We start from the raw sequence: 13,987 nt of genomic DNA on the forward strand, positions 1-13,987 counted from the left end.
GAGGTGCCCGGTACGCGCTCGGCCCGGCGCAGGACGCCCTCCGGGCCGCCATCGGCGCCGAGCTCGACGCGCTGCGCTGACGGCCCCCGGTATTCCCCCGTGGCCGCGCGATCACTCCATCCCGTGAACCCGGCCGCGCGGCCGACCGGCCCGGGCGGGGCCGCCGTTACGCTGCGCCCATGGACATCGTGATCCCGCTCTTCGACCGTTTCGAGCCGCTCGACGCGATCGGGCCGTACGAGATCCTCGGCCATGTCCCGGGCGCCGAGGTGCGCTTCGTCGCGCCCGAGCCGGGGCGGGTCACCGATGCGCTGGGGGCGCTGACGGTCGACGTCCCCACCCGGTACTCGGAGATCGGGTCCTGCGACGTGTTGCTCGTCCCCGGCGGCGCCGGGGCCCGGGCGCTGGTCGCCGACGAGGACTTCCTGGACTGGGTCCGGGCGGTGCACGGGGAGAGCGGGTTCACCACCTCGGTCTGCACCGGCGCGCTGGTGCTCGGCGCGGCCGGGCTGCTCAAGGGCCTCACCGCCACCACCCACTGGGCGGCGGTCGCCGAGCTGGAGGTTCACGGCGCCACCTACACCGCCGAGCGGGTCGTCCGCCACGACCGGATCATCACCTCGGCCGGGGTCTCCGCCGGCATCGACATGGCCCTGCGGCTCGCCGCCCTGCTCACCGACGACCTCACCGCCCAGGCCATCCAGCTCTGCACCGAGTACGACCCGCAACCCCCGTTCGACACCGGCTCGGTGGCCAAGGCCCCGGCCGCCGTCCTGGAGCGCACCCGCACCCTCGGCTGAGGAGCCGCCGCTACCGCGGGGCGTCGAGGCCGCGCCGGTACCGCAGACCGGGGCGGCTGTCGACGACGGTCTCCCCGGTCACGGTGAACCCGGTCCGCCGCAGCACCGCCCGCGACGCCGGGTTGTCGAGCGTGGTGACGGCGGTGAGCCCGGTCAGGCCGTACGCCGCGGCGGCCAGGCGGCACACCTCCTCGACGCCCGCCGTCGCCGCGCCCCGGCCGGCGGCCCGCTCGCCGATCCGGTAGCCGAGTTCGGCGCTCCCGGCCGCCGCGTCCACCAGGTTGACCCGGCCGAGCAGCTCGCCGCGCTCGTCGACCAGGAGGTGGAAGTGGCAGGCCCCGGCGTCCTGTTCGGCGAGCAGCGCGCGGTGCCGGTCGGCGAACGCCGCGAAGTAGTCGTCCCCGCGGTCGGGGACGGAGCGGGCGAAGTACTCCCGGTTCTCCCGTTCGAAGGCCAGCAGGGCCGGCGCGTGGTCGGCCCGCAACCGCTCCAGTCTCATCGTCATGCCCCGAGGCTAGGAGCGGCGTGGACCGGCCGTCCGCCCGGGGCCACGGGTTCGGCCCGCCGGCTCGCCGCTCCCTAGACTCGGAAGATCGTCGACCGGCGGGACGGGAGAGCACGCATGGGTACTGCCAGGATCGCGGTCGTCACCGCCACCGCCGCCGCGGAGTACGACGCCGACCTGCCGCTGATCGTGGACGCGCTGCGGGCGGGCGGTCTGGCGGCCGAGGCGGTGCCCTGGGACGCGGCCGCCCCGGGGTGGGGGGAGTTCGACCTGGCGGTGGTCCGGTCGACCTGGGACTACGCGGAACGCCTCGACGAGTTCCTGGCCTGGGCCGACACGACGGCCCGCGCCACCCGGCTGCGCAACCCGGCCCCGGTGGTGCGCTGGAACAGCGACAAGCGCTATCTGTCGGTGCTCGCCGAGCGCGGCGTCCCGGCCGTGCCGACACGGTTCGTCGCCCCCGGCGACCGCTGCGACGAGGCGGACTTCGACCTGGCCCCGGGGGTGGTGGTCAAGCCCGCCGTCTCGGCCGGGGCGCAGGACACCGCCCGCTACGAGCCCGGCCGGGCCGCCGACGCGCTCCGCCACGCCCGGATGCTGCTGGAGCGGGGGCGGACGGTGATGGTGCAGCCGTACCTGCCGCTGGTGGAGGAGGGGGAGCGCGCGCTGGTCTTCATCGCGGGAGCCTTCAGCCACGCGATCCGCAAGGGGCCCGTGCTGACCGAGCCCGGGGTGATCGACAACGACCGGATGCCCCACCCCGGCGTCACCCCGTACCTGCCGACCGAGGCGGAACTGCGCACCGCCCGAGCGGCGTTGGCGGCCGTCCCGGCCCCGGACGCCCTGCTGTTCGCGCGGGTGGACCTGGCGCTGAACGACGCCCGCGAGCCGGTGGTGATGGAACTGGAGCTGATCGAGCCGAACCTGTTCCTGCGGAGCGCCCCGCAGGGGCTGGCACGCCTGGTCGACGCGGTGGCCGTTCACTCGCAGGAGTGAGTCCCACCCTCCGGCCCGCGGAGGACAATGGCGGCTAACCGCCCGTCCGCCACCAGGGAGCGCCGTGATCGGCACACTGCAGTGCATCGTCCTCGACTGCCCGGAGCCGGCCGTGCTGGCCCGGTTCTACGCGGCTCTGCTCGGCGGCGAGGTGGACCGGCCGGACCCCCGGTGGTCGCTGGACGGCGCGTGGTCGACCCTGCACGTCGGGGGCGGCCCGGTGCTCTGCTTCCAGGGCGTGGCCGACCACCGGCCGCCGCGCTGGCCCGACCCGGCCCACCCGCAGCAGGCGCACCTGGACATCGACGTGCCGGACCTCGACCGGGCCGAGCGGGAGGTTCTCGCCCTCGGCGCCACCCGGCTGGGCGACGCCGGTGGTTGGAGGATCTACGCCGATCCCGCCGGCCATCCGTTCTGCCTGCTCCCGGCGGCCTCCGGGAGTGGCCCGCGGGCCTGACGGGAGCGGCCGGACTCAGCCGAGTGACAGCTCGTCACCGACGCTCAGGCGCCCGGGAGCCACCACCTCGGCGAGGGCGTCCAGCCGGCCGTCGTGGGCCTGGACGATGGCCTTGAGGATCTCCGGGGCGTGCGGCAGGCCGGGCTGGGCGACGGTGGTCATGGCGCAGCGCTCGCTGGCCCGGACGAAGGAGAGCCGGGCACCGGTGCCGGCGCCGCCCTCGCGGCCGAACCAGCCGTCCTCGACGAACGGCGGGGTGCCGGGCGGCGTCCGCAGCAGGATGTTGGGCCGGAACCGCCGCACGTCCACGACGACGGAGGGCGCGGCCCCGCAGACCCAGTCCAGGGTCGCGGTGGTGAGCACGCTGACCGGCAGCTGGTCGAAGTGCGAGACGGCGTCCTCGCGGGCGAGCGCGACGTCCGGGCGCTGGAGGTAGGCGCGCAGGAAGGCGGTGGGATCGGCGACCGGCCGGCCCAACGGGTCGAACAGCTCGGGGCCGTCGAGCCGGCGGCCGAGCCGGGAGGAGAGCCGCAGCAGGCCGTCCATCCGGCGGAAGCGCCGGGTGTTCTTGCCGGAGCCCAGCTTCCCGGCGCCGTCGCGCACCGCGTAGAGGCGGTCGCCGGCCAGGCCGCGCTCGTCCAGCTCGACGGAGTCGAGCCGCTCGCCGCCGGTGGACTTCACGGGGTAGCGCCAGAGCTGCTCGATCACTCCGATGATCTCTGCCATGGCGCGCAAGCGTAGCGGCGCCCGCCGGGGATGGTCTAGACCAAGTGCCGACGAGCGTCAGCCCAGTCGCGCCACCGCCCGGACGGGCGCGCCGTCGGCGGCCACCAGACGCAGCGGGAACAGCGACACCTCGACCGGCCGGCCGGCCTGCTGGGCGTCCAGCAGCGCCCGCAGATCGGTCAGGTTCTCGGCGATCACGCCCCCGCCGGAGGCCCCGAGCAGCACCCGGTGCGCGGCCAGCGTGGGCTCCGGGGCGGCGGGTTGGTCGTGCTCGTCGGTCAGGTCGGCCAGCAGCGCGGCGACCGCCGGGTCGCCCGGGCCCGGGTCGGGGGTGGGGTCGACGCTGAGCGCGTCCACCCCCACCGTCCGCACCCCGGCGGCGACGATCGCCTCGGCCGCCGCCGCGCTCAGGCTGGGATGGGCCAGGTAGACGTCGGTGCCCCAGTGCCGGGCCCAGCCGGTGGCCAGCAGCAGCACGGTGCCCTCGCCCGCCCGCTCCAGCGCCGGGGCGAGCTGCTCCGGCGTCACCTCGGCCCGCGGCTCCAGCCCCCGCAGGTCGGCGACGACGGCCGGCCCGGTGAACCGCTCCAGCGGGAGTCCGTCCAGGGTGGGCCAGGTGACGTCCACGTGGTACGGCGCGTCCACATGGGTGCCGGACTGCGAGCCGAGGTGCACGGCCAGCACGTTCACCCCGGCGGTGGCGGTGGTGAGCACGGGCGTCAGGACGACGGCCGGATCGCCGGGGTAGACCGGCATCGCGGTGGTCACCTGATGGGTGAGGTCGACGAGGGTCGCTGCCATGGCGCCCATCCTCGCAGGGGTGAACGCGGATGGGCCCGCCCCGGGGGCCGCCGTATAGAAAGGGGCCATGGGAACAGAAACGCGTCAGCCATGGGTGGTCGGGGTCTCGGGCGCCTCCGGTACGCCGTACGCCGCCTCGGTGATCCGGGCGCTGCTCGCCGCCGGGGAGCCGGTGGACCTCGTGGTCAGCCGGGCCGCCCGGCTGACCATCCTGGACGAGACCGGCATCTCCTTCCGGGACGCGCACTGGCGCGCCGACCTCGCGGCCTGGCTGGGCGGCGACGAGGGCCTCGACGACGTCCGGTACTGGTCGTCCGGGGACTTCGCGGCCGGGCCCTCCAGCGGCTCCTACCCGGCGAAGGGCATGCTGGTCGTCCCCGCGACCACCGGCGCGGTGGCCGGGATCGCGCTCGGCCTGAGCAAGGACCTGCTCCAGCGGGCCGCCAGCGTCACCCTCAAGGAGCGCCGGCCGCTGGTGGTCTGCGTCCGGGAGGCGCCGCTCAACGGGGTGACCCTGAAGCACCTGGTCGAGCTGGACGCGCAGGGCGCCGTCGTGCTCCCCGCCTCGCCCGGTTTCTACGCCGGCGGCTCCACCGTCCGCGAACTGGTCGATTTCGTGGCCGGCCGGGTCCTGGACGCCGTCGGCGTCCCGCACACGCTGTACCGGCGCTGGGAGGGCGAGTTGGGCGCGGCCGCCCGCCCGGCAGGCCAGGGCGGGTGAAGGCCGGGCCCGGGGGGAGTGGGCGGCCCCGGGGCAGGAGAGTATGTTCTCTGCGATATCCGGGTTGTTCCGCGCACGGCGCCTTTGAATCCGGATAATGATCTGTGGGTCTGGTGAGGTTCGGAAGGACGCGGACGGTATATGGACACGGTGGACAGACAGCTCATCCAGGCGCTCCGGGAGAACGGCCGCGCGTCCTACGCCGAGCTGGGCCGACTGGTGGGCCTCTCCGGCCCGAGCGTCACGGACCGGATCAACCGCCTGGAGCAGGCCGGGGTCATCACCGGCTACCGCGCGACGGTCAATCCGGCGTCGCTCGGCTTCGGCGTCACGGCCCTGATCGGCCTTCAGCTCACCGACGCGGCCGACCACGAGGACGTCGCGTTCCGGTTGAAGGACCTCGGCGAGGTCGAGGACTGCTGGTTCATCGCCGGGGACGACTCGTACATGCTCAAGGTCCGGGTCTCCGACGTGGAGGGCCTGGAATCGGTGGTCAAGCGGATCTCCGGCACGAAAGGCGTGGCCCGGACCCGTACGACCGTCGTACTCTCCACGAAGTGGGAGAACCGGGTGAGCGAACTCCCGATGGTCGAAGGCGAGTAACACGATGGCACTGGTCGGTCTGGAGGAGCTGCGCGCGGCTCGGCAGCGGATCGCCGGGGTGGCGGTCCGCACCCCGTTGGTCCCCGCCCCCTGGGCGGGCGCCGGCGAGCGCCGGCTCTGGCTCAAGCCGGAGAACCTCCAGCCGACCGGCGCCTTCAAGACCCGCGGTGCCTACAACCGCCTCGCCGCGCTCGACGACGAGGAGCGGGCCCGCGGTGTGGTCGCCCAGTCCAGCGGCAACCACGCCCAGGCGGTGGCGTACGCGGCCGGGCTGCTCGGCATCAAGGCCGTGATCGTGATGCCGGACACCTCTCCGGCGGTCAAGGTCGAGGGCACCCGCTCGTTCGGCGCCGAGGTGCTGCTGGTCTCGCCGGAGGAGCGGGACACCGTGCCCGGCGAGCTGGCCGAGCGGCACGGCTACGTCTGGGTGCCGCCCTACGACGACCCGTACATCATCGCGGGCCAGGGCACGGTCGGCCTGGAGATCGCCGAGGACGCCCCGGCCGAGCTGGACACCGTGCTGGTGCCGGTCAGCGGCGGCGGCCTGATCTCCGGCGTCGCGGCCGCCCTCAAGCTCACCCGCCCGGGCATCCGGGTGGTCGGCGTCGAGCCCGAGCTGGCCGCCGACGCCCAGGCCAGCCTGCGGGCCGGCGAGCGGCTGGCCTGGCCGGTCGCCGACACCTACCGGACCATCGCGGACGGGCTGCGCACCCCCTCCGTCGGCGAGCTGCCGTTCCAGCACCTCACCGCGTACGTGGACGACATCGTCACCGTCACCGAGGACGAGATCCGCGCCACGGTGGCCGTGCTGGCCCGGCGCGGCCGGCTGGTCGCGGAGCCCTCCGGCGCGGTCGCCCCGGCGGCGTACTTCCACCGCGCGGGCGAGATCGGTGGCCGCGCGGTGGCCGCCGTGGTCAGCGGCGGGAACATCGATCCGGCGCTGCTCGCGGAGCTGCTCGCGGCGTGACGCCGGCATAGGCGTACGCTCGTTCCGGCAACGATTCGAAGTCGGAGGAGGCGGGGCACCGCATGGACGCAGGGCTCAAGCGCGAGCTGGAGGCGAAGGTCTACGCGGGTGAGCGGCTGACCCGCGAGGACGGGATCACGCTCTACGAGAGCGACGACCTGGCCTGGCTGGGCGGTCTGGCCCACCACGTGCGGACGCGGAAGAACGGCGATGTCGTCCACTTCAACGTCAACCGCCACCTCAACATGACCAATGTGTGCAACGCGTCCTGCGCGTACTGCTCGTTCCAGCGCAAGCCGGGCGAGAAGGACGCGTACACGATGCGCATCGAGGAGGCCGTCCGCCTCGCCAAGGCGATGGAGGTCGACTCCCTCACCGAGCTGCACATCGTCAACGGGCTGCACCCGACCCTGCCGTGGCGCTACTACCCGCGCTCGCTGCGGGAGCTGAAGGCGGCCCTGCCGAACGTCTCGCTGAAGGCCTTCACCGCCACCGAGATCCACTGGTTCGAGAAGATCAGCGGCCTGCCGGCCGACGAGATCCTGGACGAGCTGATCGACGCCGGCCTGGAGTCGCTGACCGGCGGCGGCGCGGAGATCTTCGACTGGGAGGTCCGCCAGCACATCGTCGACCACGACACCCACTGGGAGGACTGGTCGCGGATCCACCGCCTCGCGCACAGCAAGGGCCTCAAGACGCCCTCCACCATGCTGTACGGCCACATCGAGGAGCCCCGCCACCGGGTCGACCACGTGCTGCGGCTGCGTGAGCTGCAGGACGAGACCGGCGGTTTCCAGGTCTTCATCCCGTTGCGCTACCAGCACGACTTCCACGACTCCAAGGACGGCGTCGTGCGCAACAAGCTGATGGCGCGCACCGAGATGGCCACCGGCGCCGAGGCGCTGAAGACCTTCGCCGTCTCCCGGCTGCTGTTCGACAACGTGCCGCACGTCAAGGTCTTCTGGGTGATGCACGGCGTCACCACCGCGCAGCTGGCGCTCAGCCACGGCGCGGACGACATGGACGGCTCGGTCGTCGAGTACAAGATCACCCACGACGCGGACAACTTCGGCACGCCGAACAAGCTCGGCCGCGACGACCTGCTCGGGCTGATCCGGGACGCCGGGTTCCGCCCGGTGGAGCGCAACACCCGCTACGAGGTCATCCGGGAGTACGACGGCCCGGACCTGACGCGCCGGGAGACCCCGCAGGCGATGCGCCTCTGACCGGTCCCCGACCGGCTTCCACCGCCTCCCGGGCCGCCCGTCGGCCCGGGAGGCGGTGTTCTTCACCGGGTCCGCACAGGCCCCCGGGTTTCCCAACCGGGTCCGGGTTTGGCAGGATCAGCGCCATGTCCGGTTCCCATCGCGCCACCGCGTACCCGTCGTACGAGCCGATGCACGAGCCGGTGTACGAGGTGCCGCAGCAGTCCTACGGGGTCTACGAGCAGCAGTCCCACCAGGGCTGGGACGCTCCCGCGCAGGCCGTGGCCGACCCGAACCAGCCGTTCCACGACGGCTGGAACGGCTACCCGCAGCAGGACCACTGGAACCACCAGGCCCACCAGGACCACTCAAACCACCAGGCGGTCTACGTCCCGCAGGCCACCGCCGCCGAGGGCTACGACGCCTACGACCGGCCGTTCCAGCCCCAGCCCGTCGAGCCGGCGGCGCCGCTCGCCGCCGCACCGGTCCGGCCCCGGGGCCAGGCACCCGCGGCCGACCCGGCCGCCGCCGGTCCCCGGGCGGCCGCCCGCGGCCACCGCCGCAAGCCCAAGAAGAAGCGCGGGGGCAAGGCCGTGACCGCCGGCACCGCGATGCTGCTCGCGGCCGCCGCGGGCTGGTACACCGTCGGCCAGGACTCCGGCCACCCGGGCGTGACCGCCGCCGACGGCCCCGGTCCGGAGGGCGTCTCCGCCCCGGACCAGCCCTCCCCGGCCGCCGCCGCGCCGGCCGCCCAGGCCGCGAGCGACCGGCACACCGGGGCCCCCGCCGCCGACCGCAGCGAGTCCCGCCCGGACGGCTCGGTGGCCGCGATACCCGGTCTGGGGGCCGCCTTCACCGCGCGGATACCCGCCGAGACCACCCAGGTCGTGCTCGCCTCCGGTCAGGACAAGGACGCCAACCGGACCGCCGTCACGCTCTGGACCCGCACCGCCGAGGGCCGCTGGCTGGCCGGCGAGACCTGGCAGGGGCACAACGCCAACAAGGGCTGGACCACCGACCACAACGAGGGCGACCTGCGCAGCCCGATCGGGGTCTTCTCGCTCACCGACGCGGGCGGCCGCAACGCCGACCCCGGCAGCCGCCTCCCGTACGACAAGGACGCCAACTTCGTGGTCTCCGGGAAGGGCTTCGCGGGCGAGTCGCTGGCCGGCTCCTTCGACTACGTGATCGCGATCAACTACAACCGGGTGCCCGGCAACTCGCCGCTCGACCCGCGGCGCCCCAGCGGCTCCTCCAAGGGCGGCGGCATCTGGATCCACGTCGACCACGGCGGCCCGACGCACGGCTGCGTCTCGGTGCCCGAGGACAAGATGGCCCAGCTGATCCGCACCCTCGATCCGGCGGCCCATCCGGTGATCGTGATGGGTGACTCGGCCTCACTGGCCGCCTGAACCGGCCGTCGGGGCCGCCGCCACTCCCCAGGCGCCGCAACGGCCCTTGTCGGCCTCCTACAGCTTCCGGGGGCGGATCCTGTAGCCGGTCGCGCCCCGCTGACCAGCGGGTAACCCGGTTGAGTGGCTGTATGAGCGGTTCGCGCATTGTGGCACTCGGCCACTACCAGCCCCCCAAGGTCCTCACCAACGACGACCTGGCGGTGCTGGTCGACACCGACGACGAGTGGATCCGCAGCCGGGTGGGGATCCGGACCCGCCACATCGCCGAGGGTGAGACCCTGGTCGACCTGGCCACCGAGGCGGCCCAGAAGGCGCTGGCCAACAGCGGCCGCTCGGCCGCCGAGATCGACCTGGTCGTGGTCGCCACCTGTACCGCGGTCGAGCGCAGCCCCAACACGGCCGCCGCCGTCGCCGCCCGCCTCGGCGTGCGCGCGCCCGCCGCCTACGACATCAACACGGTCTGCTCGGGCTTCTCCTACGCGCTGGCCACGGCCGACCACGCGATCCGGGCCGGTGCGGCCACCCGCGCGCTGGTGATCGGCGCCGAGCGGATGTCGGACACCCTCGACTGGACCGACCGGACCACCTGCGTGATCTTCGGGGACGGTGCCGGCGCGGCGGTGGTGGAGGCCCAGGAGGAGGGCGCCGAGCCGGGCATCGGCCCGGTGGTCTGGGGCTCGGAGCCGGAGAAGAGCGACGCCGTGGTGATCACCGGCTGGGATCCGGTGATCAGCCAGCAGGGCCAGTCGGTGTTCCGCTGGGCCACCACCCAGATCGCCCCGCTGGCCCGGAAGACCTGCGAGAAGGCCGGCATCGACCCGTCCGAGCTCAAGGGCTTCGTGCCGCACCAGGCGAACCTGCGGATCATCGACGCGATCGCCGCCAAGCTGGGCGCGCCCGACGCGGTGGTCGCCCGGGACGTCGTGGTCTCCGGCAACACCTCGGCCGCGTCCATTCCGCTGGCCTTCTCCAAGATGGTCGAACGCGGCGAGCTGTCGCCCGGCGACCCGGTGCTGCTGTTCGGCTTCGGCGGCGGCCTGGCGTACGCCGGTCAGGTCGTCCGCTGCCCCTAGCGGCCCCCGGAGCACCCCAGGGCACCCCAGGGCGCCCCTGGGTGCCCGCCGCGGCCCCTCCGGGCCCCGGGCGTCCCCGGGAGGCCCGGAAGCCCCCTCTCACACGCACATGCCGGTGGGCGGGCACCCTGCACGGGTGCCCGCCCACCGGCATGTCTGGCACGCTGCGGCACGTCGGCGGACCTCCCCCGAGGACACGGCCGCCGTCCGTCGTTCCCCGGACAGGAGGCCGGGGCTGCGTGCGGAGCGGATGGGTGGGTAGGCGGGATCGGTCTACTTGGGCGGCTTCTTGCCGGTGACACCCAGGTACACCAGGGGAGCGAGGTTGGGCTTCAGGTCCTTGACCTTGACGCCCCACGAGGTGAACGCCTTCTGGTGCTCGGCCGCCGAGGCGAGCAGCGAGACCAGCGAGCCGGCGACGGCGGCCGGGTCGAGCGACTTGTCGGCCTGGCCCTTCGTCTGGAGCTCCTTGACGGCCTCCGTGAGGGGCTTGGCGACCGCGTTGAGGACCGTCATGCGGATCTTGAAGAACCGCTTGTCCCCTTCGGCGGCACCGAGCGTGACCACTCGGAGAATGGCGTCGTTCTTGCGCCAGAAGGCGAGGAATCCGTCGACCAGTTCTTCCGAAGTGGTCGTGCCGGACTTCCCTGCCCAGGACTTTCCGGCCACCAGCTCTTTGAGGGTGTCGGAGTCCTTGGCCATTTCCTCGGCGATTTCGAGGACTGCGCCCTCGACATCCGGGAAGTACTGGTAGAAGGTCGCGGGGGAGGTACCCGCCATACGGGCGACGTCGATGACCTTGACGTCCCGATAGGGCGACGTGCTGAGCATCTCGCGGAGGCAGTCGAGCAGCTTCTGCCGCGTCTCCTGTCCGCGTCGCCCGGCGACGCGACCGTCGACGGTGCGAACTTGTCCTGTCATGCCGTCAGCTTACCGTGGCACGATCTTGGCGCGATTCGGTGATGCGACTATTACTCCGCACGGGGGGTTGCTATAGGGGGCGTGAACGACTTCGGACGGATATTCATCGGGCTCCGGAGGCGCCTGTTGAAGCCCCCCCGTGTGCTTATGACCCCACAGCGTGACGGACCCTCCGCTGAGGGGTGGTCGAGTGACAGAGCGTGACGACCGCGGCCGGATCCGAGGTGCCCGAAAAAGAGTTGCGGGCATCTCGTGTGCAAGCCGCAGGCGGAGCGGGCGTCAGAATCCGGCCGTTCCGGCGGCACTGACCGGACGGTGAGCCGGAGGGGCCTCTGGGCGGGGGAGGTTGGAGTTGACCGGGGCGGCATTGGAGAATCGGCTGCGGCACCCCGTGGCGGGTGCGGAAGACGGGGAGGTGGCAGCGGAGTGGACCAGCTGACGGCGCACGATCCGAGGCGGATCGGGCCCTTCGAGGTGCTGGGGCGGCTCGGCGCGGGCGGGATGGGCCTGGTCTACCTGGCGCGCTCCGCGTCCGGCCGGCGAGTGGCCATCAAGACCGTCCGGGGGGAGCTGGCCGAGGACGAGCTGTTCCGGGTCCGTTTCGCCCGGGAGATCGCGGCCGCCAAGACGGTGGGCGGGTTCTACACCGCCGCCGTGGTCGACGCCGACGCCGACGCCCGGGTGCCCTGGCTGGCCACCGCGTACGTGCCGGCGCCGTCCCTGGAGGACCTGGTCACCGAGTGCGGGCCGCTGCCCGCGGGGGCGGTGCGCTGGCTGGTGGCGGGCATCGCGGAGGCGCTCCAGTCCATCCACGCGGCCGGGCTGGTCCACCGTGACCTCAAGCCCTCCAACGTGCTGGTGGTCGAGGACGGTCCGCGGGTGATCGACTTCGGCATCGCCGCCGGCGTCTCCAGCACCCGGCTCACCATGACCAACGTCGCGGTCGGCACCCCGGCGTACATGTCGCCGGAGCAGGCCCGGGACAGCCGTGGCGTCACCGGGGCCAGCGACGTCTTCTCGCTCGGGTCGCTGCTGGTCTTCTGCGCCACCGGGCACCCGCCGTACCGGGGCGCCAACCCGGTCGAGACGGTCTTCCAGCTGCTGCGCGACCAGCCCGACCTCTCCGGCCTGCCGGCCGAGCTGGTGGACCTGGTGCGCGCCTGCATGCGGCCCTCCCCGGAGCACCGGCCCTCGCCGGCGCAGATCCAGGCCGAGCTGGCCCCGCACCTGTTCTCCCGTGACGACGCCTCGGGCGAGGCGGGGGACTGGCTGCCGGCCAACGCGCTGGAGCTGATCGAACGCAAGCGCGGCCGCCGCCCGGCCCCGGCGCCCGCCCCCGCTCCGGCGCCCGCGCCGGTGCCGCCGCAGCCGGCCCCGCCGCCCCACCAGCACCAGGCGCTGCCGCCCCAGCGCCCCGCGCAGGACGACCCGCGCACCCGGCACCCCGCCGAGCGGTACGCGCCGCCCGCGCCCGGGCCGGTGCACGCGCTGCCCGGGCCGGACACCGAGGCCGCCACCGAGAAGCTCGCCGCCCCCCGCCGCCACCGGGCCCCGGTCGCCGGGGAGAGCGCCGCCGAGGTCCGGCTGCCCGGGGCCTCGGTCCGGATAGGCCCGGGTCCGCGCGCCGAGCAGGCCGGGCCGGGGGCCGCGCCCGCCGAGACGGACTGGGTCCGCCGGGCCACGCCGCCGCCGGTCCAGGCCGCCCGCTGGCGCCCCTGGCGGTTCCGGATGTCCAACGACGTCTGGGGCACCCCGGTGGTCGCCGACGGCACGCTCTTCGTCTCCAGCTTCGAGGTGCACGCCCTGGACGTCGCCTCCGGCCAGCGCCGCTACAAGACCCGGGACGTCGCCTGGGCGCTCGCGGTGGACGCCGGCCGGGTGCACGCCGCCGACGGCCCGCACCTGTACACGGTGGACGTCGCGGACGGCACCGAGCGCTGGCGCAACTCGCTGGACGGCTGGGTCTACTCGCTGGACGCCGCCGACGGCGTGCTCTGCTGCGGCGTCCGGGGCGGCGGGGTGCAGCTGCGCTCGGCGGCCGGCGGCGCCGAGCTGTGGCGCGCCGACGACGCCCAGCAGGACTACGAGAACCCGCAGTCCGGGCCGGCCCTGGTGGGCGGCGCCGCGTACTACTACGGCGGCGGGCGGCTGCGCTGCGTCGATCCGCGCGGTGCGGGCCTGCGCTGGTCCTTCCCGGTGGGCGAGGACGTGCCGTCGCGCCCCGCCGAGCGGGCCGGCGTGCTGTACGTGACGGCCGGCACCCGGGTGTACGCCCTGGACGCGGCCAGCGGCGCCGAGCGCTGGCGCTTCGAGGCGCCGGTGGTGCTCTTCACCCCGCCGACGCTGGACGCGGACGCGGTCTACGTCGCCGACTACCTCGGCACGGTCTACGCGCTCGACGCGGCGACCGGCCGGGACCGCTGGCGCGCCGCCACCGGCAACCGGCAGGGCGCCGAGCCGGTGGTCGTCGGGGACGGCATGGTGCTGGTCGGCAGCGGGGACGTGCTCTACGCGTTCGAGGCGGCCACCGGCCGGGAGCGCTGGCGCTACACCGCGCGGGGCGAGATCGTCGGCTCGCCGGCGGTCGCCGACGGCCTGGTCCACCTGGGCAGCCGCGACCACTCGCTGCACACCCTGGACCTGGTGAGCGGTCAGCTGCGGTGGGAGCTCGGCACCAAGGGCGAGCTGACCGGCTCGCCGGTGGCGGTCGGCGGGCGGGTCTTCGTCGGCAGCAAGGACCGCTGCGTGTACGCGCTGGACGCCTTCTACGGCACGGCGGTGCCCTCGCACTGAGCCG

The 13,987-nt window shown here is 74.1% G+C and carries 14 protein-coding genes; 10 read left to right on the forward strand and 4 right to left on the reverse strand.

Features of this window, described 5'->3' with window-relative positions; all coding sequences use genetic code 11:
* The first annotated feature begins 179 nt into the window (after window positions 1-179).
* Window positions 180-800 carry a DJ-1/PfpI family protein gene (locus ABT263_RS00850; protein WP_352286253.1) on the forward strand — a complete coding sequence of 207 codons (621 nt, stop codon included), beginning with the start codon at window positions 180-182 and terminating at the stop codon, window positions 798-800.
* A 10-nt stretch (window positions 801-810) separates the two neighbouring features.
* Here the strand turns inward: ABT263_RS00850 and ABT263_RS00855 are convergent, their stop codons facing one another.
* Window positions 811-1,305, reverse strand: coding sequence for a GNAT family N-acetyltransferase (locus ABT263_RS00855; protein WP_352286255.1), 495 nt, complete (start codon window positions 1,303-1,305; stop codon window positions 811-813).
* 117 nt (window positions 1,306-1,422) lie between these two features.
* Here ABT263_RS00855 and ABT263_RS00860 point away from each other — a divergent pair, with 117 nt between their 5' ends.
* Window positions 1,423-2,301, forward strand: a complete 879-nt coding sequence (locus tag ABT263_RS00860) for an ATP-grasp domain-containing protein (RefSeq protein ID WP_352286257.1) — start codon at window positions 1,423-1,425, stop codon at window positions 2,299-2,301.
* A gap of 64 nt (window positions 2,302-2,365) precedes the next feature.
* Window positions 2,366-2,758, forward strand: coding sequence for a VOC family protein (locus ABT263_RS00865; RefSeq protein ID WP_352286258.1), 393 nt, complete (start codon window positions 2,366-2,368; stop codon window positions 2,756-2,758).
* 15 nt (window positions 2,759-2,773) lie between these two features.
* On the opposite strand, the gene ABT263_RS00870 is transcribed toward ABT263_RS00865, so the two are convergent.
* Window positions 2,774-3,484, reverse strand: a complete 711-nt coding sequence (locus ABT263_RS00870; protein WP_352286260.1) for an MOSC domain-containing protein — start codon at window positions 3,482-3,484, stop codon at window positions 2,774-2,776.
* Between the two features lie 57 nt (window positions 3,485-3,541).
* Window positions 3,542-4,285 (reverse strand): cyclase family protein, encoded by a 744-nt coding sequence (locus ABT263_RS00875; RefSeq protein ID WP_352286262.1) that lies wholly within the window; start codon window positions 4,283-4,285, stop codon window positions 3,542-3,544.
* A 67-nt stretch (window positions 4,286-4,352) separates the two neighbouring features.
* Between ABT263_RS00875 and ABT263_RS00880 the strand changes: the two genes are divergently transcribed.
* From ABT263_RS00880 to ABT263_RS00905, 6 genes are all read left to right on the forward strand, one after another.
* On the forward strand, window positions 4,353-5,006 hold the full coding sequence (locus ABT263_RS00880) for a UbiX family flavin prenyltransferase (RefSeq protein WP_352286264.1): 654 nt from the start codon (window positions 4,353-4,355) through the stop codon (window positions 5,004-5,006).
* A gap of 141 nt (window positions 5,007-5,147) precedes the next feature.
* Window positions 5,148-5,609 (forward strand): Lrp/AsnC family transcriptional regulator, encoded by a 462-nt coding sequence (locus ABT263_RS00885; RefSeq protein ID WP_329488232.1) that lies wholly within the window; start codon window positions 5,148-5,150, stop codon window positions 5,607-5,609.
* A gap of 4 nt (window positions 5,610-5,613) precedes the next feature.
* Window positions 5,614-6,576: a threonine ammonia-lyase gene (locus ABT263_RS00890; protein WP_352286266.1), complete on the forward strand. Its 963-nt coding sequence runs from the start codon at window positions 5,614-5,616 to the stop codon at window positions 6,574-6,576.
* Window positions 6,577-6,638: 62 nt separating this feature from the next.
* Window positions 6,639-7,802, forward strand: coding sequence for an aminofutalosine synthase MqnE (mqnE, locus tag ABT263_RS00895; protein ID WP_352286268.1), 1,164 nt, complete (start codon window positions 6,639-6,641; stop codon window positions 7,800-7,802).
* 125 nt (window positions 7,803-7,927) lie between these two features.
* Window positions 7,928-9,193 (forward strand): L,D-transpeptidase family protein, encoded by a 1,266-nt coding sequence (locus ABT263_RS38830; RefSeq protein WP_502885732.1) that lies wholly within the window; start codon window positions 7,928-7,930, stop codon window positions 9,191-9,193.
* Between the two features lie 131 nt (window positions 9,194-9,324).
* The gene (locus tag ABT263_RS00905; RefSeq protein ID WP_329488228.1) at window positions 9,325-10,269 is read left to right on the forward strand and encodes a beta-ketoacyl-ACP synthase III; all 945 of its coding nucleotides are present in this window, start codon (window positions 9,325-9,327) and stop codon (window positions 10,267-10,269) included.
* A 273-nt stretch (window positions 10,270-10,542) separates the two neighbouring features.
* Here ABT263_RS00905 and ABT263_RS00910 read toward each other — a convergent pair whose 3' ends face one another.
* Window positions 10,543-11,190 (reverse strand): TetR family transcriptional regulator, encoded by a 648-nt coding sequence (locus ABT263_RS00910; protein ID WP_329488227.1) that lies wholly within the window; start codon window positions 11,188-11,190, stop codon window positions 10,543-10,545.
* A 426-nt stretch (window positions 11,191-11,616) separates the two neighbouring features.
* Between ABT263_RS00910 and ABT263_RS00915 the strand changes: the two genes are divergently transcribed.
* Entirely contained in the window at window positions 11,617-13,983 is a 2,367-nt protein-coding gene (locus tag ABT263_RS00915) for an outer membrane protein assembly factor BamB family protein (RefSeq protein WP_352286270.1), read from the forward strand.
* Window positions 13,984-13,987: the final 4 nt, after the last annotated feature.

Origin of the sequence: Kitasatospora sp. NPDC001603 (assembly GCF_040298365.1) — a bacterium.
Lineage (GTDB): Bacteria > Actinomycetota > Actinomycetes > Streptomycetales > Streptomycetaceae > Kitasatospora.

What these genes read in the sequence shown, in the direction of transcription:
- ABT263_RS00850 (WP_352286253.1), top strand. Translation starts at nt 180, where the DNA reads ATGGACATCGTGATCCCGCTCTTCGACCGTTTCGAGCCGCTCGACGCG.
- ABT263_RS00855 (WP_352286255.1), bottom strand. Translation starts at nt 1,305, where the DNA reads ATGACGATGAGACTGGAGCGGTTGCGGGCCGACCACGCGCCGGCCCTG.
- ABT263_RS00860 (WP_352286257.1), top strand. Translation starts at nt 1,423, where the DNA reads ATGGGTACTGCCAGGATCGCGGTCGTCACCGCCACCGCCGCCGCGGAG.
- ABT263_RS00870 (WP_352286260.1), bottom strand. Translation starts at nt 3,484, where the DNA reads ATGGCAGAGATCATCGGAGTGATCGAGCAGCTCTGGCGCTACCCCGTG.
- ABT263_RS00875 (WP_352286262.1), bottom strand. Translation starts at nt 4,285, where the DNA reads ATGGCAGCGACCCTCGTCGACCTCACCCATCAGGTGACCACCGCGATG.
- ABT263_RS00880 (WP_352286264.1), top strand. Translation starts at nt 4,353, where the DNA reads ATGGGAACAGAAACGCGTCAGCCATGGGTGGTCGGGGTCTCGGGCGCC.
- ABT263_RS00885 (WP_329488232.1), top strand. Translation starts at nt 5,148, where the DNA reads ATGGACACGGTGGACAGACAGCTCATCCAGGCGCTCCGGGAGAACGGC.
- ABT263_RS00890 (WP_352286266.1), top strand. Translation starts at nt 5,614, where the DNA reads ATGGCACTGGTCGGTCTGGAGGAGCTGCGCGCGGCTCGGCAGCGGATC.
- mqnE (WP_352286268.1), top strand. Translation starts at nt 6,639, where the DNA reads ATGGACGCAGGGCTCAAGCGCGAGCTGGAGGCGAAGGTCTACGCGGGT.
- ABT263_RS38830 (WP_502885732.1), top strand. Translation starts at nt 7,928, where the DNA reads ATGTCCGGTTCCCATCGCGCCACCGCGTACCCGTCGTACGAGCCGATG.
- ABT263_RS00905 (WP_329488228.1), top strand. Translation starts at nt 9,325, where the DNA reads ATGAGCGGTTCGCGCATTGTGGCACTCGGCCACTACCAGCCCCCCAAG.
- ABT263_RS00910 (WP_329488227.1), bottom strand. Translation starts at nt 11,190, where the DNA reads ATGACAGGACAAGTTCGCACCGTCGACGGTCGCGTCGCCGGGCGACGC.